This is a genomic window from Nonomuraea typhae, from assembly GCF_009760925.1.
Taxonomy (GTDB): domain Bacteria; phylum Actinomycetota; class Actinomycetes; order Streptosporangiales; family Streptosporangiaceae; genus Nonomuraea; species Nonomuraea typhae.
In genome coordinates this window covers 218,079-243,337 of record NZ_VRLV01000018.1, presented here as the reverse complement: position 1 = coordinate 243,337, position 25,259 = coordinate 218,079, and the positions used below count along the sequence as shown (strand labels likewise).

The following is a 25,259-nucleotide window of genomic DNA, read 5'->3' as shown; positions in this document are numbered from 1 at the left end:
GGCAGATACGGCTCAATCAACGCCCACTCGGCATCGGTCACATCGAAGCGCGCCACATCCGAGTTCTACCAGCCACGTCCAGGCCGCCACCGGACCTCCCTAGATCCGAACTCCGAACAGCTCCTAGGCCCCGGGCACCCCGACACGCTGACCGCCCGGGCCAACCTCGCCTACTGGAGCGAGCAGGCCGAGGCGGAGGGGCTTCAACGATCGTTATATGACGACGATCATGGAGAGGCGACGACCCCTCCCTTGACTGTCGATTTCCGAAGTCCGCAACACAGAACTCCGAAGTCGAATGCACAGTGCCAAGTGCCACGAGAGTGTGTCGGTGGGTATCGCCACCGGCTGTCAGTGACACGGCCACGACACCGTCAGTAGCGGCCCCCCGTTGGGGGGGCGCTACTGCTCATCGAAGGCTCTGCTGCTGAACCAGGTCTCGATCGCCTCTGCGAGTCCGTCGGTGCCTGCCCAGGCCACATAGCCGTCCGGGCGGATCAGCAGGGTGTCGGCGGGAGGGTCGTCGCATTGCGCCCTGACCACGTCGATCCAGTTGCCCCTGCCCTGGTCGAGCATGACGTCCGTGCCCAAGTCGAGGAGGATGGGGCGCCCCGGGCGCATGAGTTCGGCCACCCGGCACGCGCCGGTGTCCATGGTCAGCCGGAGGTCGGGGACCAGGCGGCCGACCAGGGGGTGTTCGGCCGTCCCGTACGACAGGTCGGAGCCGTGCAGCAGCTCGGCGAGGTGGCGCACCGGCTGTTCGTAGGCGAAGACCTCGGCGAGCAGCGCCCGCAGGGCCTCTCCCTCCTCGCCCGTCGCGCGGTCGAGCGCCGCCTGGGCGCGTGTCTGCATGAGGGCGCGTTCGGCGACGGGGAGGCGCTCGGATTCGTAGGTGTCGAGCAAGCCGTCACCCGCTCGGCCGCCGAGCCGGGCCGAGAGCTTCCAGCCAAGGTTGATCGCGTCCGTCATCCCGACGTTGAGTGCTGAACCGCCTGCGGGGAACAGATGGGCGGCATCGCCGGCCAGGAAGACCCGGCCAGTCCGGTACCTTTCAGCCAGCCGGGCTTGGGTCACCGTGTTCGAAAGCCAGATGGGCTCGCCCAGCGGCAGGTCCCTGCCGAGCACTCTGGTCATGGCCGCCCGGAACTCGGCGAGCGTGACGGGGCCCGCCGTACGGCTTGCCTTCTCCCGTACTCCCACGATATGAACGCCGGGCTGGAGCGAGGTGAGAAGCAGGCGTCCGTTGCCGGTGCGGTTCCAGCCCGGTTGCAGTCCGGCGACCTCCGGGCTGTCGAAGAGGCCGGTCAAGGAGCCGGTGGTGAAATGGCCGAGCCACAGCACTTCGTCGTCGGTGGTGCCGGGGAAGCCGATGCCCGCCAGCTCACGGACCCGGCTGTTGCCGCCGTCGCAGCCCACCACGTAGCGGGCGCGCGTCTCGAACCCCGGCCCTTGGAGCCTCACCGCGGTCTCGTCCTGGGTGAGCGAGGTCAGCTCGTGGCCCCACTGGATCCGTACGCCCAGCTCGGCCGCGCGCTCGCCCAGTAACCGCTCCAGGCGGGGCTGCTGGATCATCAGCAGGCGCAGTGGGATGTCGTCCACTCCGGTGAAGCGCAGCGGGACCGAGCCGAACGGGAAGCCCGGCGGAACGCCGACGAACGGACTGCCTGCGCTGAAGCGCTCCAGCAGCCCGCGATGGTCCAGCAGCTCGATGATCTGTCCCCCCAGCCCATTGGCCTTGGGCAGGTCGCCCGGTTCTGTTCGCTTGTCGAGCACGACCGGGAGGACTCCGGTCAAGCTCAGCTCGCACGCCAGCATGAGCCCGACAGGTCCTGCCCCTACGATCACGACATCTTCCATAGCTGTCAGGCTAGATTGACGAGAATGTCGCTGTCAATCTAGACTGACGGCATGGACCTGGAAGAACTGTCTAAGTGCATCAGGTCAAACGACCCCGCTGTGGGACTGCGTGCCGTTGGCGCACTGCACCGGCTGGCCGAGCAGGTCGAGGCCGTCTCGGTCGTGCTGGCCAGAGAGCAGGGGTGGACCTGGGAGCAGATCGGCGATGCGCTCGGCATGTCACGGCAGTCCGTACACGCCAAATACGGGAAGTGAGGATCACGATGTTCGGCATGGAAAAGAGTGCGTTCGCCGTGGCCGTCAAGGCGGCCGCCGAGGAGGCCAGACAGCGCGGCGACCGCCGCATCGGCACCGAGCACCTCCTACTCGGTCTGCTGCGCGACTCCGGCTCCGCCGGTGCCCGCGCGCTCGGGGTGGACCTGGCCGCCGCGCGGGCCGCGCTGGCCGAACTGGACACGGCCGCACTGCGCGCGATCGGACTGGACATGGGCGAGGCGCCACAGGCCCGACCGCGCAGGCATCCCGCGGTTCCGGCCACCGCGCTCACCAGCGGCGCCAGAGCCGCCGTCAATCAGGCGATCAAGAGCACAACACGCAAGAACAGAAGCACCCAGGCCTCCGGCCAGCTCCTTTTCGCGCTGCTCGCCCAGAAGCGGCCGGACCCGGTAGCGGAACTGCTCGACCACCTGGGCGTGGACCGCACCGCCGTGCGGGGGTATCGGCAAGAAATGTGACACCGGCCGGAAAATATTCGATGGTGAGTGATGGCGGGCCAGGTCGACGAGCTCCGCGCCCGCGCCGACCAAGGCGACAGGTATGCCGTCGACCGGCTGGCCGAGCTCCTCACCGAACAGGGCTGAAGCTGTTCACGCGATGGTAGGTGGCGTTCTCAGAAACCCTCGTTTACGCGAGACCAGCTGTCTGCCTCCACTACCAAGGTCCTCTGCACGGGCTGCTCAACCGCCCCGCGGCCGCCTCGGTGCCTCTGGTTCTGGGGTGTCATCGGGTGCGGTGGGGTGGGGCGAGGAGGGTGGTGATCTCGGCGACGGCTTCGCTGCAGGGTCGGGTGTAGCGCACTGCGGTGCGGGGGGTTCTTATGCCGGGTTCTGGCCATGATGAGCTGCAGCGGGACCTTGGCCTCCCCAAGGTGGGTGGCGGCGGAGTGGCGCAGTTGGTGGGGGTCGAGGCCGATCTGTTGTTCTATGAGGACACGCACCCGGTCGTAGCGAGGCGAGGCCGGCCGGTGTGGGGGCAGAGGTGCTCGGGCCCGGGGCGGCGGGCGGGGACGGGTCTGCGGTCAGCGAGGAAGAGCGGCCCGCAGGTGCGTGCTGCGCCACACCTGGCCGAACAGCGGCCCCCAGCGCGGCTCAGCCGACGACTACCTCGCCGTGCACGGCGAGTTCACCGACATCACCGACTACATGGACATTCGCTACCACTCGATCGGGCAGCGCATGGACCACCGCTACACCGAGATCAGCCTCGGCATCGACCTGAGCGGCATCATCGACGAGCCACCGCTGCGTGCCATCGTCGACAGCGAGATGCGGCGGACGATCGTCTCCAAGGACGTGCTGTCCCTCTATAAGGACCTCGGCCCGGGCGGCGATCAGACGGAGAACCTCGTCACCCTCATCGCCCGCACCCGGTCGTGCTCCCTGGCCGAGGCGTTGGCCACGGCCTCGGAGATGTTCGCCGCGGAGGTCCGTCACTTCGATCGGCTCACCGGGCAGATCGCCACACGCGCCGGGACGGTCCGGTGACGGTTACTTGCGGGAATTCTGCATTCTCGCAAGTAGCTCAGATCTGCCGCGACACAACAGATCAGATTTTCTGATTTCGATTTTCCAGAAAATAAAAAATGCTAGCCTCTCTCCGTGAGCATGGAATCGGGCGTGGTGACGCCGTGCAAGCACTGTGGGGCGGCGATCGAGCAGCGGCCGGGGCGGGGGAGGCCCAAGGCGTACTGTCCCCAAGGCGACTGCCAGGCGGCGGCCAAGCGGGAGCGGGAGCTCAAGCGGGCCACCCCCGGGCTGGAGGGGGCGCTGGCCAGAGCCGAGCAGTTGTACGACCGGATGGAGACCGGCCTGGCGGCGGCCATTGAGCCGCTGGCGCGGGCGTTGGCTCAGGAGCTCAGCCCGGCGGGAGTGGAGGCGAAGCTCAGCGCCGCGCAGGCCGAGGCGCACACGCGGGTGGCCATCGCGCGGACCGAGCGGGAGCAGGCCCTCGAGCAGGTACGGCTGGCACGGGAGGCCGTGGACGAGGCGCATCGGGACAGCGAGCGGATGCGGGCACAGGTCGCCGAGGCCGAGGCGGAGAGGGACGCGGCGCTCGGGGATGCCGAGCAGGCTCGGGAGCAGGCGCTGGCCGCGTTGCGAGAGGCGGCTTCCACGGAACGGCAGGCCAAGCAGCGTGCCGATGAGGCGACGCAGCAGGCCCAACAGACGGCCGACGCGGCGGCTCGGCGGGCCGCGGAGGTGGCCGAGGAGGCGGCGCGGCGGGTGGAGGAGGCCGAGCTGGCCCGGGAGCAGGCGGTTCGGGAGCTGGGTGAGCGGGTCGAGGCGGCTCGGGTGGGCGTTGCCGAGGCGGCGGCGCGAGCCGTACAGGCTGAGCAGGAAGCCGCGCAGGCGCGGACCGCGAGTGAGCGTGATCGGGAGGCGGCGGCCGGCGCCGTGGAGCTGCGGCGGGAGGCCGAGCGGGCCCGTGAGCAGGCGGAACGTGCGCTGGCCGCGGCCGAGGCGCGGGCCGAGGCGGCGGCGCAGGAGCGGGAACGGGCGGTGGCGCGAGCCGAGGCCGCCGAGAACGGGCGGCGGGAGGCCGGGGCCGCGTTGTCCAGGGCGGAGGTCGCGCTTGAGGCGGTTCGGGGGGAGTTGAGCAAGGGGGAGGCGGAGGTTGCGGCCCTGCGTGAGGAGTTGGCCGGGTGCCGGGCCGACGCCGGGGACGGGGTGCGGGAGGAGCTGGCTCAGGTCAGCGGGGAGCGGGAACGGCTGGCGGCGGAGCTTCTGGTGGATCGGGCCCGGCTGGAGGATCTTCGGGCGGAGCTGGAGGCGGTCAGGGCGGAGGCGGCGCAGCTACGGGAGCGGGCCGTGGCCGCGGAGTTGGGGCGCCGTTGAGGGGGCCCGGTGTAGCCAAGGGCCACGGCGTTGATGATGCGCGCCCCGGTGGCCAGTGCGATCTTCCGGGTGTGGTCTGCTCGTTCATCGGCCGGCTCCCCGGACCTGCTTGCCGAGCCAGTCCTGGAAGGTGAGCAGGCCGGCGAAGTCCTCGCGCAGCTGGGCGAGGTGAGCCTGGTAGCCGCTGTCGGCGAACCACTCGAAGAGCCGCTCCTCGACGGGCAGGGGCACCAGCCGCGTGGGCACCCCGGTGACCTTCTCGTAGATCTCGGCCACCTCGGCGAAGGTGAGCTCGTCACCGGCGATCTCGATCTCCGCGCCGAGGTAGTCCTCCCGGTGGTCGATGACGTGCGCGGCGATGCGGCCGATGTCGTCGGTGGCGATCAGTTGCATCGGCCGGTCGGGCAGCACCGGGAGCTCCATCACCCGTTCGCCCTCGGCGCCCGCGTAGTGCAGCAGGTTCTCCATGAAGAACACCGGCCGCAGGATGGTCGCGGGCAGCCCCAGAGCGCGGATGTAGGACTCGATGGCCGCCTTGCTCTCGAAGTGCTCGATCCCGGTGCGCCGCTCGGCACCACCGACCGAGCTGTAGACCAGATGCCTGACTCCGGTGTCCAGGACGGCGTCGGCGACGTTCATGCCCTGCCGTACCTCGGCCTTGAGGGTTTCCGGTTCGTAGGCCAGCGCCTGCATGCTGAACACGGCGTCCACGCCGCGCATGGCCTTGTGCAGGGAGGCGGGGTCTTCCAGGTCGCCGGCCACGAGCTCGGCACCCGCCAGGCGCTGCGCGGCGGGGCTCCCCGGGTCGCGGACCAGGGCGCGGACCTGCCAGCCGCGGCTCAGCAGGTGATGTGCGGTGGCGCCGCCCTGCTGGCCGGTGGCGCCGATCACCAAGGCCGTGCTCATGACGTCTGGTCCGGCGCGATGACCTGCTCGATCGCCGCGATGTCTGGGTTCATGTCGCATCTCCTCTAGTTGCGGAGTGATTCGCTCCGCTTTGAACGTTATTCCGGAGCGAATCACTCCGCAACTGGTAGGGTGTGTGACGATGAACACACGCAAAGACCGCGCGGAACGCAACGACCGCGCGCTGCTCCAGGCCGCCCGCGACGTGCTCGCCGAAGACGGCGCGCACGCGTCCGTCGCCGCCATCGCCGCCCGGGCCGGCGTCGGCATCGGCAGCCTCTACCGCCGCTACGAGACCAAGGAGGAGCTGTTCCAGCGCCTCAGCGTGCTCTCCCTCGAGCACTGGAACGACGCGGCCGAGCGGGGCCTGGCCGACCCGGATCCGTGGACCGGGCTGACGGGATTCATCCGGGCATGCGTGGAGTTCGGGCAGGGCTCCCTGGCGCCCGTCGCCGGCACCATCGAGGTGACCGAGGAGATGGGCGCCAAGTCCCGCCGCGGTGACGAACTGCTCGATGAGCTGGTACGGCGGGCACATCAGGCAGGCGTGCTCCGCCCAGACGTCGCCCCGGTCGACATCTCCCTGCTCATCGAGCAGCTCGGCCGTTCACCGATGGTCGATCAGCTTCGCAAACAGGGAAGAGACGACCTGCTTCCGGCAGCGGCCCAGGCCCGCGGGCGGCTGATCGCGATCGCGCTCGACGGGTTGCGGCCGGGCCGCGATCCGTTGCCCGGCCACCCGCCGGGCAACGAGATCTTCGCCGGGCGCTGGGCCCCCTGAGCCTCCTGGCGCTCGCGGCGGGCTGTCAGCCGGCGAACATGTCGGAAGTGAACACCACGGGATCGAGCCGGTAGTCCTTGGGCGGCTCCTCGCCCATCAGGTGGCGGACCAGGTAGTCCCAGCGGCGCCGGATGACGTAGAACTCGTAGCCCAGGGACAGGTGTTCGGCGCCGGGGACGATGAGCAGGTCGAAGTCCTTGTTCGCGGCGATGAGCCGGTCGACCAGGCGCATGGTGAGGTACGGGGTGACGTTGTCGTCGAGCTCGCCGTGCACGAGCAGCAGCTTGCCTGTCAGCCTGTCGGCGTAGGTCTGGTTCGCCATGCGCTCGTAGACGTCGTCGTCCAGCGGTCCCATGTAGGCGTCGGCCAGGAGCGGGTGGTAGAACCGCGCGTCGTGGGAGCCGCACTCGGCGACGCCGACGGAGAACACGTCGGGGTGGTCGAGCATGGCCCGCGTGGCCGCGTAGCCGCCGCCGGACCCCCCGAAGACGCCCACTCTGGTCAGGTCGAGCCAGGGGCGGGTCTCGGCGAGCTGCTTCAGGGCGGCGACGTGGTCGTCCATGTGCCCGGCGGTGGCGTGCGCGCCGTAGGAGGCGTCGTGGAACGCCTTGCTGCGGCCCGGCGTCCCCCGCCCGTCCAGGGCGAGTACGGCGAAGCCGAGCGCGGCCAGCGCCTCGCCGTCGTAGCCCAGGAAGCCGGGGTCGAAGGCGGCCGAGACCCGCTTGGTCTGCGGGCCGGGGTAGACGTGGTCGACGATCGGGTAGGAGCGGTCCGGGTCGAAGTCGTGCGGCAGGATGAGCACGCCGTACAGGTCGGTGACGCCGTCGGCGGCCTTGACCTTGATGCGCTCGGGCGGGTTCCAGCCGGTGGCCTTCAGCGCGGACGGGTCGGCCGTGGCCACCTCCATCAGCACGGTCCCGTCCCAGTCGCGCACGGTGGTCACCGGAGGGGTGTCCACCGTGGAGGCGGCGTCGAGGAAGCAGGAGCCGTCGTCGGCCACGCGTACCTCGTGGTCGAGGTCGTCGGTGGTGATCCGGGTGAAGCCGGTGCCGTCGAGAGCGACCCGGCACACCTGGTGGAGGTAGGGGTCCTGGGGGACCAGGCCGGTCGCGGTGAAGTAGACGTGCCGGTCGTCGGCGTGCAGGACCTGGTCGACGGCCCACTCGCCGGAGGTCAGCCGGGTGACGCCGTCCTCGCCGTACAGGTAGAGGTGGCCCCAGCCGTCGCGCTGGGAGTACCACACCACACCCTGCGGGATGATCTTGACGTTCGGCGGCTGGCTCGCCATCTGCCGCGCGTCGACCCGGGTGGGGCCGCTCTCCTCGACCGGCGTGGTCACCTCGCCGGTGACCGGGTCCAGGCGGCGCAGGCGCAGGGTGCGCATGTCGCGCGAGGGCTCCAGGTAGTAGGCCGCGCCGTCCCCGGCCCACCAGGCGTCGCCGTACGCGATGGGCGAGGCGAAGTGCAGCTGGAGCGGCGCGCCCTTGGAGTGCACGGCCTGGCCCGTGGCCGCGTCGAAGACGATCAGCTCGGCGCGGGGCAGCACCTCGTCGCCCGCCACCGCGTAGTGGTAGCTGTGCAGGACGGGCCGGCCGCCGCCGGGCGGTGCGCTCTCGACCAGGTGCATCAGCGGTACGCCGCGCTGGTCGATGCGCTGGGTGAGCACCTTCGCCGAGTCGGGCGACCACAACACCATGGGCGGCGGGTACGGAAGCCCGAGGCGGCGCGTCATCATCTTGTAGGATGCCTGGTCGGGGTTGGTGCCGTAGGGCTGCTCGGCGGTGCCGTCCGAGGTGAGCCGCATCTCCTCGCCGGTCTCCAGGACCCGGATCCACAGGTCGTAGCCCTTGCGGAACACCACGCGGCGGCCGTCGGGGGACAGCGCCTCGACCGGGCCGGCCTCCGGGAACTCAACGCCGAGTTCGGCGGTCAGCTGCTCGAGGGTGAGGCCGGTCTTGTGGGTGCCGGATCGCGGGTCGGCGAAGGCGAAGCTGTCGCCGGTGGCGTACCAGAAGCGGCCTCCACTCCAGTTCGGCCGGATCCTGAAGCCGGGCACCAGCTTGGCGCGGTGGTGGCCGAGCTGCAGTTCGGCGGCGCGATAGCGGTCCTTCATGCGGTTTCTCCCGAGGTGGTGCGGTGGAGGTGGATGTCGCCGTGCGAGGCGTGGGCACGCAGCTCGACGGTGGCGCCGCCGGAGGGCTCCGGCTCCTCGCCCAGGTCGTCGCGGACGCGGCCGATCGCGGCCTTGGCGTCCAGCACTACGGCGGTGCCGTCCGGAATGCCGACCTCGATCGTCCCGGTGCCGACGACCAGTTCGGTCAGGCCGTGCGTGATCTCGCCGACGATCACGGCGCCGCGCTCGGCGGTGACCCGCAGGCCGCCGGCGGCCCGCTCGACGGTGACGTCGCCGGCGCCGTTGCCGACCCGGGCCGCGTCGATGGTTTCGGCGATGCGGATCTGGCCGCGGCCGGTGCTGATGTCGGCGGGGCCGCCGCAGCGGGCGACGGTGATGTCGCCCTGGTCGGCGGACAGATGCGCCTGGCCGGTGTGGTCGAGCTCGATGCCGCCCCGGCTGACGGTGGCGCGGACCTCGCCCAGGCGGCCTCGGCCGCTCAGGCGTCCCTGATGGAGGGTCGCGGTGAGCGCCGAGCCGGTGGGCAGGTCCAGGCTCACCTCGACGCGGCCGCGCTGGTGGCGCAGGCGCGAGCCGTCCTTGACGGTCAGGCGGCCGTCGGTGGGGCGGATCTTGACGCGTTCGGCGGCGGCCACGTCCGCGGCGTCGGCCGGGTCGGCAGGGCGTACCTCGACGGTGGTGTCGGCGCTCTGGGACGCGGTGATGCGGACGTCGGCCGCGATCAGCGAGACGGTGACGGCGATCGGTTCCGGGGTGGGGAAGGACGGCATGGGCGCTACGTCCTTCGGAGCTGGTCATGCGCGGTCATCGGACTGCCTTTCAGACGTTCTTCTCGAACGCCGTCCACGCTGTCCGGCCGCGCTGACAGAGCTGTTATATCTCGCTTACATCGCCTGTTTGAGCAGGTCGTCGATCGCCTCGTCCCGTGCCAGGCCGGCGCCCCGGCGGTAGGCCCCGTCATAGGCGGTACGGCCGAGCCGCTCCTCCAGGGTGGCCACGAGCGAGCCGAGCTCCACGTCGCCGTGGTCGAAGGCGCCGCGGATGACCTCGCTCATGCCGAGCGCGGTGGCCGCGCCCTCCGGATCGCCCTCGAGCAGCAGCAGTCTGGCCAGGAGCTGGGCGGCCAGCGGCAGGTCCATGTTCAGCTGCGCCGCCCGGACGGTGCCGGGCAGCGTCTCACGCGCGCGCGTGGCGTCGCCGGCGGTGAGGAGGTTGGCGGTCCTGGCGGGAAGCAGCAGACTCTGGCCCATCTCGGCGGGAAGGGCCAGCACGCGGGCGGACCTCTCCATCCGGTCGAGTTCCCGATCGGCCTGGCCGATCTCGCCGCGGCGGCGGTACAGCTCGGCCGAGCAGGCATGGGCCTGGATCTCCAGCATGGGCTGACCACGCTCCCAGGCCCTCTGCTCGGCGTATTCGAGGTCCACCCCGGCACCTTCCAGGTCCCCGGCGCGCATGCGTTCCGTGGCGAGCCCGAGCCGGGAGGCGATCTCCTCCTGCCAGGCCAGGCCGGTGCTGATCGAGATGCTGCGTTCGAAGTCGGCGACCGCTTCGTCGTGCCGGCCCTCGACGGCGTGGATCTTCGCCGTCGCGTTCAGCATCATCGCGGTCCACCACCGGTCGCCCGCCTCCTCGAACGCGCGCAACGCCCTCGCCGCCGCGCTCGCGGCGCCCGTCCAGTCTCCGCGGGTACGGCCGCGCACCGCCTCGACCAGGTGGGTCTGCGCGATGGCCCAGTCGTCCGAGCCGTCCCTGACCCGGGCCATCTCCCGATCGACCAGGTCGTCCAGGCCGGCCATGGAGGCCGCCGTCAGCGTCATGGTCAGCAGCATCGGATAGCGCAGCAGCGCGCCGGTGCGCGCACAGTCCTCGACCGCCGCCCGCAGCCGCTCGGGGTCTGCTTCACCGGCCAGCAGGTGGATCGTGGCGAACGCGGTCCTGGCCGCCGGGGGCAGCGCGTCGCCGTACTCCAGCACCCGGGCCACGTAGGCGTCGGCCCGGCCGTCATAGCGCAGCGTGTCCCAGTACCAGTACAGCGGGCCGAGGATCCGGGCCGCCGCCTCGGCGTCGGCGTCGTCGATGGCCGTCTGCAGGGCGTACACGAGGTTGTCGTACTCGAACTCGAACAACCGCAGCGACTCCACCTGCTGATGCGAGCGCAGCAGCGGCTCGTGCCGCTCGGCGAGGCCGGCGTAGTGGCGCACGAAGGCGTGCCGTACGGCGTCGCGCTCCTCGGCGGAGCGGAGTTCGCCGGCCGCGTAGGCCCGGATGGTCTCCAGCATCCGGTAGCCGTCACCGGCCCGCTCCACGATGGACTTGTCGACCAGCGAATCCAGCAGTTCCCCCGGAAGCCCGCACACCGCCTCGATCGGGCCGAGACCCGCCTTCGCCGGGAACATCGACATCCGGCGGGCCAGCGTCCGCTCTTGCTCGGTCAGGAGGTCCCAGCTCCAGTCGATGACCGCGCGCAGCGTCTGCTGCCGCGGCTGTGCCGCCCTGTTGCCGGTGCCGAGCAGCCGGAAGCGATCATCCAGCCGCCGGGAGAGCTCGTCGGCGTTCATCGTGCGCAGCCGCGCCGCGGCCAGTTCCAGCGCGAGCGGCAGGCCGTCCAGCCGGCGCACGATGCCCACCACCGCGCCCACCGTCGATTCGTCCAGCGCGAAGCCGGGCCGTACGGCCTCTGCCCGGTCGAGGAACAGCCGGACCGCGCTCGCCTGCGCGGCGCGGGCGGGATCGGCGTGCGCCGGCGGCAGGGTGAGCGGAGCCAGCCGGCACAGCGCCTCACCCATCACCTCCAGCGGCTCCCTGCTGGTGGCCAGGATGGTCAGGTTCGGCAGGCGCTCGAGCAACTGCCCGGCGAACTCGGCCGCCGCCGCGGAGATCTGTTCGCAGTTGTCCAGCACCAGCACGCCCTCGCCACCGGCGAGCAGCGCGACCGACCGATCCAGCGGCGCCCCCGGCGGCAGCGCCTCGGTCGTGGTGATCGTGCCCAGCACCGCCTCCGGCAGCCCGGCGGCCGTGTCCACCCCGGCCAGGGGGATGAGCCAGACGCGGCCGCGCCGATGGGCCCGATGCCGGCTCACCGCCTCCACCGCCAGGCGGGTCTTGCCCGCTCCGCCGGGACCGACGACCGTGACCAGCCGCGAGCTCTCCAGCAGGCCGGAGAGCAGTTTCAGCTCCTCCTGGCGGCCGACCAGGCCGGTCAGCGGCGCCGGGAGCCGGCCCGGCGCCGCGGGGGAGCGCGGCGAGGTCTCGCTCTCGCCGCGCAACACCGCCATGTGGGTCCTGCGCAGCTCTTCGGAGGGGTCGATGCCCAGCTCGTCGGCGAGCGTGCGGCGCACCTCCTCATACAGCGCCAGCGCCTCGAACTGACGGCCGGCCGCGTGCAACGCCCGCATTCTGAGTACGGCCAGCCGTTCGCGCAGCGGATGGGCCGCGGCCGCCGCCTCCAGCTCGGCCAGGATCTCGCCCTGGTGGCCCAGCAGGAGCTCCGCCTCGAACCAGTCCTCGGTGGCCGCGGCACGCAGCTCCTCCAGGCGGGCGGCAGCCGTACCGGCGAAAGGAAGGTCGAGCACGTCGGCCAGGGCGTCGCCGTGCCACAGCGCCAGCGCCTCGCCCAGCAGCGCGGCCGCCTTCCGCCCGGCGCCGGCGGCCAGCTCGGCGCGGCCCTGCCTGGCCAGTTCCTCGAACCGGGTGGCGTCGACGTCCTTCCCGGTGACGTGCAGGCGGTAGCCGCCGGAGGCCAGCTCGACGGCCTCGCCCTCGCCCAGCGCCCGCCGCAGCCGGTACACCAGCGCGTGCAGCGCCCTGACGCTCTCGCGCGGCGGGAGCTCGCCCCACAGGCCGTCGATGAGCGAATCGACCGGCACCACCTCGCCGCCGGCCAGCGTCAGCCTGGCCAGCAGCGCCCGAACCCTGGTCCCGCCGACGTCGATCGACGCCCCGTCGTCGCCGTAGACACGTACCGGCCCCAGCACCTCAATCCGCATGGTCACCAGCCTAGTGAGGGTCCGCTTACACGGATCGCCGCGCGTGTCGTAGCGCTGTGAGTGCGCTGTAACCGCCGATCGGCATCGTCGAGAGCGTCAAGAAACCAGCGTTGTGAAAGGCACGACATGACAGGCAACGGGCACGAGAAGACCCAGCAGATTCTCGACCGGGCGGTGGCCGAGCTCGACATCCCCGGCATCGCCATCGAGGTCAAGAACGCCGACGGCTCCTGGTTCGGCGCCGCCGGAGTGTCCGACCGCACGACCGGAGCGCCGCGCGTGCCGGGAGAGTTCCTGCCCATCGGCAGCGGCGGCAAGGGCATCACCGCCGCGACGCTCCTCACCCTGGAGGCCGAGGGCCGGGTGGACCTCGCGGACTCGGTGAACAAGTGGCTGCCCGGCGTGATGACCAATGGCTACGACGGTGACCGGATCACTATCAAGCACCTGCTCGGCAACACCAGCGGCCTGTTCGCCACGGGTCTTGCGCCGGGGCTGATCGGCAACTACGCCAGCCGGTCCAAGTTCAACGAGCACCGCTTCGACGAATGGACCCGTGACCAGCTGCTGAAGCTGGCGGTGTCCGAGCCCCCGGTCGGGCAGCCCGGCGAGCGCTTCTTGTACGCCAACGGCGGCTTCTACATCGCCAATGCGATCATCGAGGAGGTCACCGGCAACACCTACGCCGAGGAGGTCGAGCGTGTGGTCCTCCAGCCGCTCGGCCTGACCAACACCTACGTGCGCAGCGGGGGGGACACGGGATACCGCGGTCCGTCGCCGCGCGCGTACTCGACCCAGTTCTACAAGGACGGCGTCGACCCGGCAGACGTCACCACGGAGAACTGGGAGTCGGCGTTCGAGGACCCGGGGCTTGAACCCCTCGACGTCACCGAGTTCAACACCTCCTGGGAGACCGGGAACATCGTCTCGACCACCAGCGACGCCATCCGGCTCCTCGACGCCCTGGCCGGCGGCACCCTCCTGCCTCCGGGGCAGCACCGCAAGATGTGGACCACGATCCCGACCGACGGCGCCGGCTGGCTGCCGAACACCCGCTACGGCCTCGGCATGTTCGAGCTCGACCCGGCGGTGACGGGCGGGCTCACCCTCCGCGGCATGGCCGGCAGCTACTGGGGACACTGGTTCCTCGCCCTGAGCAACCCGGACAGCGGGATCGCCTTCGCCTTCCACACCAACACCGAGGCCAAGAACTGGGACGTGCTCTTCAACATCGCCCAAGCGGAGTTCGGCTTCACGATGAGCGCGTAACCACGGGGGCACGGGCAGCCGGGCGGGGCCGCGCCCGGCTGCCCGTCGTGTCCTCCCGGACGCTTGCCGGGGTTCAGCCCGGTCGCCGGCGCACGGCGTCGGCGATGACCGCCGTCACGAACGTGCCGACGGCCGGCGGGCCGGGGTCGTCGGCGGTGAAGTCGTCGGTGAACAGGAGATGCCCGCCGCCGACGAGGGAGAGGGTCAGCGAGTCGACGTCGGCGTCGGCGGCGATGCGGCCCCTGTCGCGTTCGTCGGCCAGATAGGCGGAGATCGCGGTCGTGGCCTCGGCGAGGATCGCCATGCCGCCTCCGGGGCGGGCTCGCCGCAGCCGCGCGCGCAGCTCGTCGCGGAAGGTGATGAGCGGGAGGATCGCCATCGGAACGGGGCCGAACAGGGTGGCCAGCGCGCTGGTGAGGTTGCCGGCCACCGTGCCGGTGCCGGCGGAGGCGCGCAGCGCGCTCGCCCGCGTCTCGATCTGTGCGGCCTGGTCGAGGACGAGGTCGACGAGGAAGGCGTCGAAGTCGGCGAAGTGCCGGTGCAGGACGCCTTTGGCGCAGCCGGCCTCGTCGGTGACGGCCCGGCTGGTCAGCGCGTTGGGCCCGTCCCGCAGAAGCACGCGTTCCGCAGCGTCGAACAGCTGCTGCCGGGCGTCGCGAAGGTGCACCCCAGTCGGCACTCGAGACCCTTTCTTGTTTAGTGGGCACGTGCCCACTAAGGTGGGCGCATGCCCACAATATCTCGAGAGCAACCATCGGAGTCGCACCGGGCCCGGCGGATGGCCGAGTCGTTCGGCGTGGACGCGCAACGCTACGACCAGGCCAGGCCCGGCTACCCCGATGCCTTGGTGGCCCGGATCGTCACCGGGAGCCCCGGGCCCGACGTGCTCGACGTCGGCTGCGGAACCGGCATCGCGGCCCGGCAGTTCCAGGCCGCCGGCTGCGCCGTCCTCGGCGTCGAGCCCGATGCGCGGATGGCCGCCTTCGCACGATCCCGCGGGCTGCAGGTGGAGGTGGCGACCTTCGAATCCTGGCAGCCGGCCGGCCGTACCTTCGACGCGGTCATCGCGGCCCAGGCGTGGCACTGGGTGGATCCGGTCACCGGTACGGCGAAGGCGGCACAGGTGCTGCGTCCAGGAGGACGGCTGGCGATCTTCGGGCACGTGTACGAGCCGCCTGCCGAAGTGGCCGAGCCGTTCGCCGCCGCCTACCGGAAGGCGGCGCCCGACGCCCCGTTCAGCGGCCAGCCCGCCGGGCGTCCCCTCGACCTCTACCAGGCGGCGTACGCGAAGGCCGCCGAGAAGATCCGTGAGACCGGGCAGTTCGGCGAACCCGAGCAGTGGCGCTTCGACTGGGAACGGTCCTACACCCGTGACCAATGGCTCGACCTGCTCCCCACCACCGGCGGCCTCACCCAGCTCCCGCCCGAGCACCTGGCCGGGATTCTGGACGCGGTCGGGGGCGCCATCGACGCCCTGGGCGGGCGCTTCACGATGACCTACACCACCCTGGCCACCAGCGCCGTACGGCGGTAGCGGCCAGGGCGCCGTGAAGTCAGTCGCCGCGCGGGCGGAACGCCTGCTTGAGGGCGTCGCGGGCGACCGCCTCGCCCAGGCGGTCGCCGTCCACGGTGGCGAAGCGGTAGTGCACGCCGCCCCAGATCCTGGCCTCGATCAGCTCGGCGTTGGCCTGGGAGAAGCTGCGGTAGCGGCGCGTCGTGCCGGAGTCGGCGCTGAAGGCGCTGAAGGGGACGTCGTCGCGGCCGAAGTACGTGCGGAAGGCGAACATGGTCGAGGCGGTGAAGCAGGCGTGTCCCGACGGATACTCCGGCGAGGGCGCCGTGGTCAGCAGCGGAGTCCAGTCCGGGTCGGGCTTGGTGGCCGGGTTGCCGTCGATGCCGGCCAGCGGGATCGCCGTCACCGGACGCCAGAAGTGCCAGAACTTCTTCTCCTTGTAGCAGGCGATCATCGCGTCGGCCGTGGTCACGTCGACCATCGCGAACATGCGGGCCGACTCCAGGATGCTGAGCCGCTGGGTCGCGGCGAGCTGCCGTTTGATCGGCCATTCGCCTCCCCGTGCGTCGTCCCACCAGATCGCCGCCTCGGTCTGGTCGCGCGTCCGCTTCGTGCTGGTGGCCGAGCCGAGGGCCTTGACCTCGTTCAGGCTGCGGGCGTACGCGGCGCTGGTCAGGGCCGGGGGCCCGGGAGCGTCGTAGCCGCCGACGTCGTCGACGATGAACGGCTTCAGGGTGGCATACCAGGCGCCGACCTGGAGGAAGTCCGGCGGGGTCAGCCGATACTCGCCGGGGGCGGTGCCGACGGGCCAGGTCGCGTTGGAGCCCGCGCCGTCGTCACGGCGAGAGTCGATCATGGCCGCGGCCGCGGCCCGGCCGACGGCGATGCCGCCGCGCTTGGCGCGGCCCTCGGGGATCGCGGCGAGCGACTCGTCGTACAGCCTGCGCAGGGCGTCCGCCTGGTCGGGGAAGAGCCAGCGCAGCGTACGGTAGGCCGCGGCGGCGACGGCCGCCTGGCGCGAGTCGCCGGGGTGGCTGCGAGGGGCGACCAGGTAGGGCTCGTACGGGGTGCCGGCGATCGCGTTGACCGCGTCGTACACGGCTCCCTGCACGATCGCGAAGGCGCGGGCGCCCGCGGTCGGCGCCAGCTCGGCGACACCGTTGATGGCCTCGTCGGCGTGGTTGTTCCAGGTGATGACGGCGTTGGTCTCGGGTGTGGTGGCCGCCGCGGTGGTCGTCGACACCGCCGGTACGGTCACCGTGAGCACGGTCACGACGGCCACTCCGCACCATCTGCGGAATTGTCCAGGCTTGCGAGCACGATGCGCCATGGGATCCCCTCTCGGCTGATCGGTGTCAGCTCACAAAGTAAATCCACTTTTCAACTATCGTAAAGCCCGCATAAAAAGATGCCCGCAGATTGTGCGGTCCGGAAACGAACGTGGGGCCCCCGGTAGAACGGGGGCCCCTTCTCGTTTTCCGTTATCGCACCAGCACGATCGAGTTGATGGGCGTGAAATCGTAGGGAGCGTATGCGCCCACGCCTCGCAGCACGGGGTAGCAGTCCGTGCCGTTGTAGCCCTTGCAGATCTGGAAGCCCGCGCCGCCGGTCTGGTGGTTGATGAGCACCTTGGTGCCGAACACGTTGGACAGGTTGTGCGCGCCGTAGGAGTACCAGATGTTCCTGCTCTGGATGCTGCCGTCCGGCTCCTGAAGGCACACCGCGCCGCTGGGGCACGAGGCGGCGTGGGCGGTGCCGGCGCCCAGCAGCATGCTGCCGGCCAGGGCGGTGGCCGCCGTTCCTGTGGTGAGAATCGAGCGCAACTGGCCCCTCAAGGCGTCTCCTTCTCGTCGTGATCCCTTGCCGCTCTCAGGAATATCACAGACAGTCGTCATGCAGTCACTCATTGTGGTGACAAGAAGGTGCTCTTGCCAACAGCGCTTCCTCACCTCACGGTGTGATGCCGTGGACATCGCCGAAGACGGACGATCCTGGCCGGTCACCAGCCACGGCCAGGACTGGCAGCTCGCCTGGTTCCCGCCGCCGGACCCGCCGGAGGGCAGCCCGCACGGGTCGGCCGCCGTGTGTTTCTCCGGCGATCACGTCGTGCTCGTGTCGGGCGGCGACGGGCGGTGGGGGATGCCCGGCGGCCGTCCGGAAGCAGGAGAAACGTGGCTTGACGTCCTGGTGCGCGCCTGGTGGGTCGCCGCGGTCGAGCTCCGGCCGTGGCGACCCGGCCACGAGACCACCGGCCGCCGCCTCGCCGGCCCCGGCCACGTCTACGGCAGCATCTGGATCGAGGACGGCTTCGCCCCGCTCTACCGGCGCGTCATGCGCGAGGCCGGCCTCAGATCGTGATCGCGAGCTTGCCCACGGTCCCGGCGGTGAAGTCGGCGACGGCCTGTGCCGCCTCGGCCAGGGGGTACGTCCTGGACACCGGGACGCGCAGGCGGCCGGTGGCGGCGTCGGCGGCCAGCCTGGCCAGGGTGGCGGGGTTCGGGTCGGCCATGACCGCGGTGGCCTTGACGTCCCCGCCGGGGGTGTAGTGGAGGGTCGAGGCCAGGCGGCCGCCCTCGGTGAGCAGGGCGGTGACGGCCGGGCCGTCGCCGGCCAGGTGGAGTGCCGCGTCCACGCCGCCGGGGGCGATGGCACGCACCTGCGTCTCCAGGACGGCCGGATCGACGGCCCAGGTGGCGCCGAGGCCGGTGACGAAGGCGGCTTCCGCGCCGGGCCTGGCGGTGGCGATCACCCGGGCGCCGAGGGCGGCGGCCAACTGGATGGCGAACGCGCCCACGCCGCCGGTCGCGCCGGAGATGAGGACGGTCTCGCCGGGCGCGGGGGCGACGGCTTCGACGGCGTCGAACGCGGCGGTTCCGGCCAGGCCGAGGGCCCCGGCGCGGGCATGGCCGAGGCCGCCGGGCAGCTTGGCCAGGCCGTACTGCTCCGAAACCACGACGTATTCGGCGAAGCCGCCCTGCCCCAGAGACGGGCGCATGACCACGCCGAACACCTCGTCGCCCGGCGCCAGGGACGTCACGCCGTCGCCTGTCGCCTCGACCGTGCCGGAGTAGTCCTTGCCGAGCACCACGGGGAAGTCGTAGGCGAACATGCCCTGGAACGTGCCGCCCAGCACGCCGAGGTCGAAGCCGTTGACCGAGGAGGCGTGTACCCGGACCAGCACCTCGCCGGGTCCCGGCGCGGGAACCGGCAGGTCGGCGGGGGCGAGGACGGCGCCGAAGTCGGGGAAAGCCATAGCACGCATGGGTATCACGTCATTTCACGAGAAGAGGTGGCCTGCAGCCAGGAGGCGTCCAGGACGGCCGCGGCGACGGCCAGTTCGGCCTCGTCGCGAGGCGCGTAGAGCATGACGATCGTGTCCGGCCACTCCGGGCGCAGGCTGATGGGGTGCGGTTCGATCCAGCCGGCCCGCTGAAGCGGCTCGATGAGCGCCAGGGGCACGGTGAGGTGGAGGAACCCGGCACGATGGATGTGGCCGAACTCGTCGGCGCTGGGGTGCAGGAACGCCGCCCACGGGCCGGCCGGCTCACGCAGCCGCAACGCCAGGGAGGCGGGTTCCGACACCTGGCTGGGGCCGGTGAACACGCCGGCCAGCGCCTGCGCCCGCTCGACCAGCGCGGCTCTGATGTGCGCCGGGGAGAACTGGTCGAGCTGGTCGTGGGGGATCTCCACACCCGTCGTCCGCGGGCGTGGACCGGGCCTTCGCGGCGGATCCGTCAGATCAACACTCATCACTACCGCACTTTCTGTGTGCTGGTTACTTCTTGTGCGTGAGATGAGTGTGGTTGACAATGCCGTCATGACGGAAGAAGGCACTTTGACCCGCGCTACGCACACCGATGTGCGCGAAGGCGATCCGGTCTGCCAGTTGCGGGAGGTTCTCGACCGCGTGGGCGACAAGTGGAGCGTACTGGTGATGCACCTGCTCGGCAGCGGGTCCAAGCGCTATTCGGAGCTGCAGCGGGCCATCGACGGCATCTCCCAGCGCATGCTGACCCTCACCTTGCGCAGCCTGGAACGCGACGGCCTGGTGGAGCGCACGGTGACGCCGTCCTCGCCGCCGCGGGTGGACTACGCGCTGACGCCGGTGGGGCGGACGCTCTCGACGCAGGTCGCCGCGCTCATCGACTGGGCCGACCGGCACCGGGAGTACGTGGCGGCCTCACGGGTGCGCTACGACGCGGGCGGCTGAGGAGTGCCGGTGCGGGCTGCCGGACGGCGCCCGCACGACGCCTTCTCAGGTGGGGCAGACGACCTTCCACAGGTGGCCGTCCGGGTCGCTGAAGTACCCGAAGTACCCGCCCCAGTCGGCCTCGGCCACCGCCTTGACCAGGGTGCCGCCGGCCGCCTCCGCGGCGCGGACGACCTCGTCCACCTCGTCCCGGGAGTTGGTGATGAAGTGGAACGAGACCCCGCGGAACCCCGACCCCTCCGCCGGGACGCCGATCTCCTCCGCCGCCTCCTCCCGCCCATAGAGCGCGAGATCCGAGGACCCCTCGCCCAGGCTGCACCTGACGAAACCGGGGTAGTCCTGGGTGACCTCGCAGCCCAGCCCCTCGGCATAGAACTTCTTGGCCCGCTCGACATCCTTGACGCCGAGCATGATGACGCTCGCCTGCAGTGACACGGCTGTCTCCCTACGTGTTGACGTTCTCTCCCGAATCACGCTAGGCCGGGGGCGCTCCGGCGGGCTTCTTCATTCCTGACCGATCCGCCGTGAGCGCGCCGGGAAGATGTCCGGAGTGTTTGTCGATCCCACCCTGCGCCGTTCGACCTGTGGGTGAAAGGGTCGGCAGGCGGCCCCGGACGAAGGAGCGACGAACGATGGCCGAATACATGCTGATCATGCGCGGCACCGACGAGAGCATCGCCGCGATGATGGACACGCCCTTCGAGCAGATGCTCGAGACCATGGGCCGGATCAACGACGAGATGATCAAGGCCGGCGTGCTTCTGGCCGCCGAGGGCCTGGACGATCCCTCTCAGGGGGTGGTGGTCGACTTCAGCGGGGAGACGCCGGTCGTCACCGACGGTCCGTACGGCGAGACGAAGGAGCTGTTCGGCGGCTTCTACCTCCTCGACGTGGCCACGAAGGAGGAGGCGGTCGATGGGCCAAGCGCCTGCCGCGCATTCCCGGCACGAAGTGCGAGATCCGCCGCGTGCCGACGATCGACGAGTTCCCGCAGGACAACGAGTGGATCGTCAAGGAGCGCGCGTGGCGCGAGCGCACGGGCCAGCTCTGATGCCCGACGACGGCTCGCCGGGCACCGAGGCGGCGCGGCGGGCCGTCGAGGCCGTCTGGCGGATCGAGTCCGCCAGGATCGTCGGCGCGCTGGCCCGCTACACCGGGGACTTCGCGCTGGCCGAGGACGTCGCGCAGGAGGCGGTGGCCGAGGCGCTCGTCACCTGGTCCCGCGAGGGGCCGCCGACGTTCTCGCCCTCATGTTCATGGCCTGCCACCCGGTGCTCTCGCCCGAGGCCCGGGTCGCGCTGACGCTGCGCGCGGTCGGCGGCCTGTCGAGTGAGGAGATCGCCAGGGCCTTCCTCGTGCCCGTGCCGACCGTGCAGGCGCGGATCACGCGGGCCAAGAAGACGATCGCCGCGGCGGCGGTGCCGTTCGAGCTGCCGCCGGCCGAGCAGCGGCGCGAACGGCTGGGCGGCATCCTCAGCGTGCTGTACGTGATCTTCACCGAGGGCTCGACCGCGACGGCCGGCGACAGCCTGCTGCGCACCGACCTCGCCTACGAGGCGATCCGGCTGGCCAGGATGCTGGTCTCGCTGCAGCCCGGCGAACCCGAGGTGCACGGGCTGCTGGCGCTGTTCGAGCTCACGGCCGCGCGGTTTCCCGCGCGCACCGGTCCCGACGGCGAGGCCGTCCTGCTGGAGGATCAGGACCGCCGGCTGTGGGACCGCTCGGCGATCCGCCGCGGGCAGGCCGCGGTCGAGCGCGCCTCCGCGCTCGGGCGCGGCCTCGGCCCGTACGGTCTCCAAGCCGCGATCGCCGCCTGCCACGCGGCGGCGGCGTCGGTGCCGGAGACCGATTGGGAGCGGATCGTGCTCCTGTACGAGGCGCTGGGTCGCGTGGCGCCGTCGCCCGTGGTCGAGCTCAACCGGGCCGTGGCCGTCGCGATGGCCCACGGGCCGCGGCAGGCGCTGGCCCTCGTGGACGAGCTGGCCGCCTCCGCGCGGCTTTCCGGGTCTCATCTGCTGCCGAGCGTGCGGGGTGAGTTGCTGGCGCGGCTGGGCCGTACCGATGAGGCGCGGGCGGAGCTGGAGCTGGCGGCGAGGTTGTGCGGGAACGTCCGTGAGCGGCGGGTGCTGTTGCGTAAGGCGGGCGAACTCCACGGCCCATAAATAGTTCCCGGTTTTGTGTCGCCACCGGGATTTGGCGAAGTGTTGCGCCGGCACAACCGATGCAAATCCTGATATGGCCCGATATATCCATTCATATAAAGCGTTCTGGTGGCGGGCCACGCGTTGTGGCCTGGACCCCGCGAACCCCGGGCCCAGGCCACAACTTCCGTTCAGAGAATGGTGGCGGCGCCCCTACGAGGACGTCTGCTCACCCGGAGACTGGAGCTCGCGGATGCGCCGCAGCAGCGCCGCCCGCCGTCCATGAGCTCGTACGGCCAGCGCCGCCGACACCAGGATGAACACCCCCCCGATCACCAGCGCGAGCACCAGGCCGGTGCCCCGCTGCACGGCCACGACGGCCAGCAGCGTGGTGGTGGTCACCGAGGCGGCCACCGCGATCCACGCGGCGATCACCCGGTCGGTGACGAACATCGGCACCCGGCGCGTCAGCAGCCACGCGCCGTACCCGGCCCAGGCCAGGCAGAACACCACGAACATCGCGAACCCCAGCTGGGTGCGGCCGGGCAGGGGACCGGGCTCGCTCCACCAGAGCGCGGCCACGAACACCAGCCCGGCCAGCCCGGCCAGCAGGGCCGTCACCGCGCGAACGCGCCGCCACCGCGACAGCGACGGCTCCAGCTTCTCGATCATCTCCCGCGCCGACAGCCGCGGCTGGTCCTCGGTCATGGCCGATACCCCTTCTCCTCCAGATGCGCGCGCAACAGCCGACGGGCGCGGTTGAGCCGGGACTTGACCGTGCCGGCGGGGACGCCGCAGATCTGGGCGCAGTCCTCCACCGGAAGGTCCTCCAGGTAGTACAGGACGAGCACTTCCCGCTCCAGCAGAGGCAGGCCCGCCAGCGCGCCGATCAGGTCGGCGCGGTTCACCACCGCGTCACCGGGGTCGCCGGTGACCGCCTCGCCCGCGGCGTGTTCCTCCGCCTCACGGGCGTATTCGCCGCGCAGGCGATCGGTCACCGACCGGCGGGCGATGGTGAACAACCAGGGCGCGAACCTGCCCGGCTCCCGCAGGCGGTGCAGGCCGCGGAAGACCGCCAGCCAGATCTCCTGGCTGACGTCGTCGGCCCGCTCGGCGTCCAGCATGCGCCGGACGTATGTCCACACCGGCACCTGCCAGAGTGTCACCAGCTCGTTCAGCGCCGCGCGCTCACCCAGCTGGGCGCGGACCACGAGCAGCTCATCGGTCATCTCGTCCTCCCGTCACCCTGCACAGTCGGGCGGGAGGACGATCGGGTTCACGCCGCCGATCTCGGCCGGCGCGCCGTCATCGGCAAAGGTCTGAACAGCACCGAGGACGACCCTTCGCACGAGCGCAGCTTGCCATTACCGCTGCTTGCGGGCGACGGTGAGCAGGTGGCCGGAGACGCCGAGCAAGGACGGCTCCGACTCCATCGAGCGCTGGGCGTCGAGCATCAGCGCCCTGCGGACCGGATCGTCGAGCCAGTCGTCGACGTCACCGTAGAGCCAGAACGCCCCCTCCAGGCCGTAGCGTGCGACGTCGCCGAACCCGGCGTCGGCGAACTCGCCGGCCACCTCATCGGGGTCGTGGAAGTACGCGGTGAACCCCCTGGGTGACAGCATGCTCCCGCCTTCTGCGGCGGCCCGGGCAGCCCGCCGATCCGGCTCGTGGACGTACTGGCCCAGGCGGATCATGCCGAGCACCGCCGAATGCCGGTTGATCGTGGCGGCGGCCACCGGGGCGCCCGGCCGGGCCACGCGCCGCGCCTCGCTCAGCGCGAGCAGCCGGTCGGCGCGGTCGGCCAGGTGGTAGAGCGGGCCGAGGAGAAGGACCGCGTCCATGCTCGCGTCCGGGTACGGCAGGCGGCGCGCGTCGCCCACCACCGGGGTGACTCCCGGCAGGCCGGCGGCGCGCTCGACGTGCAGCGGGATGGGATCCAGCAAGGCGACCCGGTAGCCGTCGGCGGCCAGCCACTCGGCGTGCGCCCCCGGGCCGCCGCCCACGTCCAGGACACGTGCGGGCGCCGCAGGCAGGATCCGGCGCAGGACGTCCTGGGTGCGCCAGAATTCCAGGCGTTGAGCGCCTTCGCGCAGCCTGAGGTGTTCTTTGTCCTGCTCGTAGTAGGCGTGAAGCTCCGCGGTGACGTCCATGGTCGATCATGACGTGGCTGTCGATCCCCGCGCATCTCCTTTGTCGGAAGGTCAGAGAAGGAAAGGAGGGCACCATGCCCCAGTACGCGATTCTGATCTACCAGCCAGCCCCCGCCGACCCCCTGCAGATCTCGCCCGAGTACCAGCAGGCGCTGGAGCACTACCCTGCGCAGATCGAGGAACTCGGCGGCCGGGCCGTGCGCGGGTACGCGCTGCAGCCCAGCACCACGGCCACGGCGGTGCGCGGCGAGGCCGTCACCGACGGGCCGTTCATCGAGACCAAGGAGGTCGTCGCCGGGTTCTTCATCCTGGAGGCGCCCGATCTGGACGTGGCGCTCAAGATCTGCAAGCTCAATCCGGTCGTGCTCGAAGGCGGCGGAGTCGAGGTGCGGCCGCTGTTCGACGCCACGCCGGAGTGAGTCAGGCGCCGCGCGGGTAACCGGCCTTCGCGTCCTTGTCGCGGATCGCCCGCACCTGGGCACGTGACAGGGACACGGTCGTCAGGCCCGGGGTGGCCGGTGCCTGCGTCATCCGGGTGCCGTCCGGGTGCCAGGCGCCGCTTCCGCCGCAGGACACCCAGCCGGGCCCGGATCCCGCGTAGTTGGCGGCCACGCCGTACATGCGGTGGTCCATGGCCCGCGCCCCGAAGTGCAGGTCGATGCGGCGGGTCTCCTCCAGGGTGTAGAGGACGGATCCGGCGTACACCTCCGCGCCCCGGCGGGCGGCGTCCTCCGCGTGGGCGGGGACGCCGGCGTCGTAGCAGATGGCCAGGGCGACCCGCCAGCCGTCCACCTCCAGGAGGCGGCCGGGACCCGCCGGGCGGAACAGCTCGCGCTCACGGCCGTGCAGGTACCGCTTGCCGTGCACGTGAATCTCGCCGTCCGGGAGCAGGGCCAGGGAGGCGATCCACGCAGTGCCGTCCTCGTGGCGGTAGGCGGCGCCCACCACGGCGGTGACACCGGTGTTCTGCGCGGCCTTGCGGGCCGGGTCGAGCCGGGGATCGTCCCGGCCGACCCAGGCCGCGGGGTCGTCGAAGAGGGCGAGGTCGTAGCCGGTCAGCGACAGCTCGGGGAAGAGGGCGAGCTTCGCCCCGGATTCGGAGGCTTCCTGGATGAGGGCGGCGGACGTGCGGGCGTTGGCCGCCACGTCCCCGAACTCCACGGAAATCTGGGCAACTGCCACGATCAGTGTCACGGGCG

Annotated in this window: 26 protein-coding genes and 2 pseudogenes; 12 read left to right on the top strand and 16 right to left on the bottom strand. The window is 71.3% G+C overall.

The genetic code is table 11. The features are described 5' to 3' along the window. Positions 1-402 precede the first annotated feature (402 nt). Positions 403-1,857 (bottom strand): FAD-dependent monooxygenase, encoded by a 1,455-nt coding sequence (locus FVE25_RS45860; RefSeq protein ID WP_157253810.1) that lies wholly within the window; start codon positions 1,855-1,857, stop codon positions 403-405. Positions 1,858-1,908: 51 nt separating this feature from the next. On the opposite strand from FVE25_RS45860, the gene FVE25_RS45855 reads away from it, so the two are divergent. From FVE25_RS45855 to FVE25_RS56625, 4 genes are all read left to right on the top strand, one after another. Next, positions 1,909-2,112: a helix-turn-helix domain-containing protein gene (locus FVE25_RS45855; RefSeq protein WP_157253809.1), complete on the top strand. Its 204-nt coding sequence runs from the start codon at positions 1,909-1,911 to the stop codon at positions 2,110-2,112. A gap of 17 nt (positions 2,113-2,129) precedes the next feature. Then, the gene (locus FVE25_RS45850) at positions 2,130-2,591 is read left to right on the top strand and encodes a Clp protease N-terminal domain-containing protein (RefSeq protein WP_219825950.1); all 462 of its coding nucleotides are present in this window, start codon (positions 2,130-2,132) and stop codon (positions 2,589-2,591) included. A 591-nt stretch (positions 2,592-3,182) separates the two neighbouring features. Continuing rightward, the gene (locus FVE25_RS45840; RefSeq protein WP_157253807.1) at positions 3,183-3,620 is read left to right on the top strand and encodes a terpene synthase family protein; all 438 of its coding nucleotides are present in this window, start codon (positions 3,183-3,185) and stop codon (positions 3,618-3,620) included. 120 nt (positions 3,621-3,740) lie between these two features. Further along, complete coding sequence (locus FVE25_RS56625) at positions 3,741-4,970, top strand: coiled-coil domain-containing protein (RefSeq protein WP_281367976.1); 1,230 nt, start codon at positions 3,741-3,743, stop codon at positions 4,968-4,970. Positions 4,971-5,054: 84 nt separating this feature from the next. Here the strand turns inward: FVE25_RS56625 and FVE25_RS45830 are convergent, their stop codons facing one another. Next, the gene (locus FVE25_RS45830) at positions 5,055-5,876 is read right to left on the bottom strand and encodes an NmrA/HSCARG family protein (protein WP_157253805.1); all 822 of its coding nucleotides are present in this window, start codon (positions 5,874-5,876) and stop codon (positions 5,055-5,057) included. Between the two features lie 142 nt (positions 5,877-6,018). Here FVE25_RS45830 and FVE25_RS45825 point away from each other — a divergent pair, with 142 nt between their 5' ends. Beyond that, the gene (locus FVE25_RS45825; protein ID WP_157253804.1) at positions 6,019-6,657 is read left to right on the top strand and encodes a TetR/AcrR family transcriptional regulator; all 639 of its coding nucleotides are present in this window, start codon (positions 6,019-6,021) and stop codon (positions 6,655-6,657) included. 25 nt (positions 6,658-6,682) lie between these two features. Here the strand turns inward: FVE25_RS45825 and FVE25_RS45820 are convergent, their stop codons facing one another. The 3 genes from FVE25_RS45820 to FVE25_RS56620 form a co-directional block, all read right to left on the bottom strand. Next, complete coding sequence (locus tag FVE25_RS45820) at positions 6,683-8,770, bottom strand: S9 family peptidase (RefSeq protein WP_157253803.1); 2,088 nt, start codon at positions 8,768-8,770, stop codon at positions 6,683-6,685. After that, positions 8,767-9,561, bottom strand: coding sequence for a DUF4097 family beta strand repeat-containing protein (locus tag FVE25_RS45815; protein ID WP_157253802.1), 795 nt, complete (start codon positions 9,559-9,561; stop codon positions 8,767-8,769). The genes FVE25_RS45820 and FVE25_RS45815 overlap by 4 nt, the downstream gene beginning before the upstream one ends. 114 nt (positions 9,562-9,675) lie before the next feature. Beyond that, the gene (locus FVE25_RS56620) at positions 9,676-12,777 is read right to left on the bottom strand and encodes an AfsR/SARP family transcriptional regulator (RefSeq protein WP_157253801.1); all 3,102 of its coding nucleotides are present in this window, start codon (positions 12,775-12,777) and stop codon (positions 9,676-9,678) included. Between the two features lie 126 nt (positions 12,778-12,903). Between FVE25_RS56620 and FVE25_RS45805 the strand changes: the two genes are divergently transcribed. Beyond that, positions 12,904-14,046 (top strand): serine hydrolase domain-containing protein, encoded by a 1,143-nt coding sequence (locus FVE25_RS45805; RefSeq protein WP_157253800.1) that lies wholly within the window; start codon positions 12,904-12,906, stop codon positions 14,044-14,046. Positions 14,047-14,119: 73 nt separating this feature from the next. On the opposite strand, the gene FVE25_RS45800 is transcribed toward FVE25_RS45805, so the two are convergent. Beyond that, entirely contained in the window at positions 14,120-14,725 is a 606-nt protein-coding gene (locus FVE25_RS45800) for a TetR/AcrR family transcriptional regulator (RefSeq protein WP_157253799.1), read from the bottom strand. A 48-nt stretch (positions 14,726-14,773) separates the two neighbouring features. Here FVE25_RS45800 and FVE25_RS45795 point away from each other — a divergent pair, with 48 nt between their 5' ends. Continuing rightward, positions 14,774-15,580: a class I SAM-dependent methyltransferase gene (locus FVE25_RS45795; RefSeq protein WP_157253798.1), complete on the top strand. Its 807-nt coding sequence runs from the start codon at positions 14,774-14,776 to the stop codon at positions 15,578-15,580. Between the two features lie 19 nt (positions 15,581-15,599). On the opposite strand, the gene FVE25_RS45790 is transcribed toward FVE25_RS45795, so the two are convergent. Further along, on the bottom strand, positions 15,600-16,832 hold the full coding sequence (locus FVE25_RS45790) for a vanadium-dependent haloperoxidase (protein ID WP_219825949.1): 1,233 nt from the start codon (positions 16,830-16,832) through the stop codon (positions 15,600-15,602). A gap of 208 nt (positions 16,833-17,040) precedes the next feature. Continuing rightward, on the bottom strand, positions 17,041-17,394 hold the full coding sequence (locus FVE25_RS45785) for a hypothetical protein (RefSeq protein WP_219825948.1): 354 nt from the start codon (positions 17,392-17,394) through the stop codon (positions 17,041-17,043). A gap of 130 nt (positions 17,395-17,524) precedes the next feature. Between FVE25_RS45785 and FVE25_RS45780 the strand changes: the two genes are divergently transcribed. Next, the gene (locus FVE25_RS45780; protein WP_157253796.1) at positions 17,525-17,917 is read left to right on the top strand and encodes an NUDIX hydrolase; all 393 of its coding nucleotides are present in this window, start codon (positions 17,525-17,527) and stop codon (positions 17,915-17,917) included. Here FVE25_RS45780 and FVE25_RS45775 read toward each other — a convergent pair. After that, a complete protein-coding gene (locus tag FVE25_RS45775; protein ID WP_157253795.1) occupies positions 17,907-18,821 on the bottom strand; it encodes an NADP-dependent oxidoreductase in 915 nt (304 codons plus the stop codon). The two genes, FVE25_RS45780 and FVE25_RS45775, sit on opposite strands and share 11 nt — an antisense overlap. A 5-nt stretch (positions 18,822-18,826) precedes the next feature. Beyond that, positions 18,827-19,249 carry a luciferase domain-containing protein gene (locus tag FVE25_RS45770; protein WP_157253794.1) on the bottom strand — a complete coding sequence of 141 codons (423 nt, stop codon included), beginning with the start codon at positions 19,247-19,249 and terminating at the stop codon, positions 18,827-18,829. A 127-nt stretch (positions 19,250-19,376) separates the two neighbouring features. Between FVE25_RS45770 and FVE25_RS45765 the strand changes: the two genes are divergently transcribed. Beyond that, the gene (locus FVE25_RS45765; protein WP_246268491.1) at positions 19,377-19,769 is read left to right on the top strand and encodes a winged helix-turn-helix transcriptional regulator; all 393 of its coding nucleotides are present in this window, start codon (positions 19,377-19,379) and stop codon (positions 19,767-19,769) included. Between the two features lie 45 nt (positions 19,770-19,814). On the opposite strand, the gene FVE25_RS45760 is transcribed toward FVE25_RS45765, so the two are convergent. Both FVE25_RS45760 and FVE25_RS54110 read right to left on the bottom strand, forming a co-directional pair. Then, the gene (locus FVE25_RS45760) at positions 19,815-20,204 is read right to left on the bottom strand and encodes a VOC family protein (protein ID WP_219825947.1); all 390 of its coding nucleotides are present in this window, start codon (positions 20,202-20,204) and stop codon (positions 19,815-19,817) included. A 40-nt stretch (positions 20,205-20,244) separates the two neighbouring features. After that, positions 20,245-20,517, bottom strand: coding sequence for a hypothetical protein (locus tag FVE25_RS54110; protein ID WP_181019927.1), 273 nt, complete (start codon positions 20,515-20,517; stop codon positions 20,245-20,247). On the opposite strand from FVE25_RS54110, the pseudogene FVE25_RS45755 reads away from it, so the two are divergent. Together FVE25_RS45755 and FVE25_RS45750 are read left to right on the top strand one after the other, a co-directional pair. Continuing rightward, a pseudogene (locus tag FVE25_RS45755) lies at positions 20,402-20,820 on the top strand (YciI family protein). The gene FVE25_RS54110 and the pseudogene FVE25_RS45755 sit on opposite strands and share 116 nt — an antisense overlap. Next, positions 20,820-21,931: pseudogene (locus FVE25_RS45750) on the top strand (RNA polymerase sigma factor). The pseudogenes FVE25_RS45755 and FVE25_RS45750 overlap by 1 nt, the downstream one beginning before the upstream one ends. A 192-nt stretch (positions 21,932-22,123) precedes the next feature. On the opposite strand, the gene FVE25_RS45745 reads toward FVE25_RS45750, so the two are convergent. The 3 genes from FVE25_RS45745 to FVE25_RS45735 form a co-directional block, all read right to left on the bottom strand. Then, positions 22,124-22,618 (bottom strand): hypothetical protein, encoded by a 495-nt coding sequence (locus tag FVE25_RS45745; RefSeq protein WP_246268489.1) that lies wholly within the window; start codon positions 22,616-22,618, stop codon positions 22,124-22,126. After that, positions 22,615-23,139: an RNA polymerase sigma factor gene (locus FVE25_RS45740; RefSeq protein ID WP_157253792.1), complete on the bottom strand. Its 525-nt coding sequence runs from the start codon at positions 23,137-23,139 to the stop codon at positions 22,615-22,617. Before FVE25_RS45740 ends, FVE25_RS45745 begins: the two co-directional genes overlap by 4 nt. A gap of 135 nt (positions 23,140-23,274) precedes the next feature. Beyond that, on the bottom strand, positions 23,275-24,060 hold the full coding sequence (locus FVE25_RS45735) for a class I SAM-dependent methyltransferase (RefSeq protein ID WP_157253791.1): 786 nt from the start codon (positions 24,058-24,060) through the stop codon (positions 23,275-23,277). Positions 24,061-24,134: 74 nt separating this feature from the next. On the opposite strand from FVE25_RS45735, the gene FVE25_RS45730 reads away from it, so the two are divergent. Next, entirely contained in the window at positions 24,135-24,479 is a 345-nt protein-coding gene (locus FVE25_RS45730) for a YciI family protein (protein ID WP_157253790.1), read from the top strand. Between the two features lies 1 nt (position 24,480). On the opposite strand, the gene FVE25_RS45725 is transcribed toward FVE25_RS45730, so the two are convergent. Next, positions 24,481-25,254, bottom strand: a complete 774-nt coding sequence (locus FVE25_RS45725; protein WP_157253789.1) for a carbon-nitrogen hydrolase family protein — start codon at positions 25,252-25,254, stop codon at positions 24,481-24,483. Positions 25,255-25,259 lie beyond the last annotated feature (5 nt).

Coding starts and splice junctions, on each gene's coding strand:
- FVE25_RS45860 (WP_157253810.1), bottom strand. CDS start 1,857: ATGGAAGATGTCGTGATCGTAGGGGCAGGACCTGTCGGGCTCATGCTG.
- FVE25_RS45855 (WP_157253809.1), top strand. CDS start 1,909: ATGGACCTGGAAGAACTGTCTAAGTGCATCAGGTCAAACGACCCCGCT.
- FVE25_RS45850 (WP_219825950.1), top strand. CDS start 2,130: ATGGAAAAGAGTGCGTTCGCCGTGGCCGTCAAGGCGGCCGCCGAGGAG.
- FVE25_RS56625 (WP_281367976.1), top strand. CDS start 3,741: ATGGAATCGGGCGTGGTGACGCCGTGCAAGCACTGTGGGGCGGCGATC.
- FVE25_RS45830 (WP_157253805.1), bottom strand. CDS start 5,876: ATGAGCACGGCCTTGGTGATCGGCGCCACCGGCCAGCAGGGCGGCGCC.
- FVE25_RS45825 (WP_157253804.1), top strand. CDS start 6,019: ATGAACACACGCAAAGACCGCGCGGAACGCAACGACCGCGCGCTGCTC.
- FVE25_RS45820 (WP_157253803.1), bottom strand. CDS start 8,770: ATGAAGGACCGCTATCGCGCCGCCGAACTGCAGCTCGGCCACCACCGC.
- FVE25_RS45815 (WP_157253802.1), bottom strand. CDS start 9,561: ATGCCGTCCTTCCCCACCCCGGAACCGATCGCCGTCACCGTCTCGCTG.
- FVE25_RS56620 (WP_157253801.1), bottom strand. CDS start 12,777: ATGCGGATTGAGGTGCTGGGGCCGGTACGTGTCTACGGCGACGACGGG.
- FVE25_RS45805 (WP_157253800.1), top strand. CDS start 12,904: ATGACAGGCAACGGGCACGAGAAGACCCAGCAGATTCTCGACCGGGCG.
- FVE25_RS45795 (WP_157253798.1), top strand. CDS start 14,774: ATGCCCACAATATCTCGAGAGCAACCATCGGAGTCGCACCGGGCCCGG.
- FVE25_RS45775 (WP_157253795.1), bottom strand. CDS start 18,821: ATGCGTGCTATGGCTTTCCCCGACTTCGGCGCCGTCCTCGCCCCCGCC.
- FVE25_RS45765 (WP_246268491.1), top strand. CDS start 19,377: ATGACGGAAGAAGGCACTTTGACCCGCGCTACGCACACCGATGTGCGC.
- FVE25_RS45745 (WP_246268489.1), bottom strand. CDS start 22,618: ATGACCGAGGACCAGCCGCGGCTGTCGGCGCGGGAGATGATCGAGAAG.
- FVE25_RS45740 (WP_157253792.1), bottom strand. CDS start 23,139: ATGACCGATGAGCTGCTCGTGGTCCGCGCCCAGCTGGGTGAGCGCGCG.
- FVE25_RS45735 (WP_157253791.1), bottom strand. CDS start 24,060: ATGGACGTCACCGCGGAGCTTCACGCCTACTACGAGCAGGACAAAGAA.
- FVE25_RS45730 (WP_157253790.1), top strand. CDS start 24,135: ATGCCCCAGTACGCGATTCTGATCTACCAGCCAGCCCCCGCCGACCCC.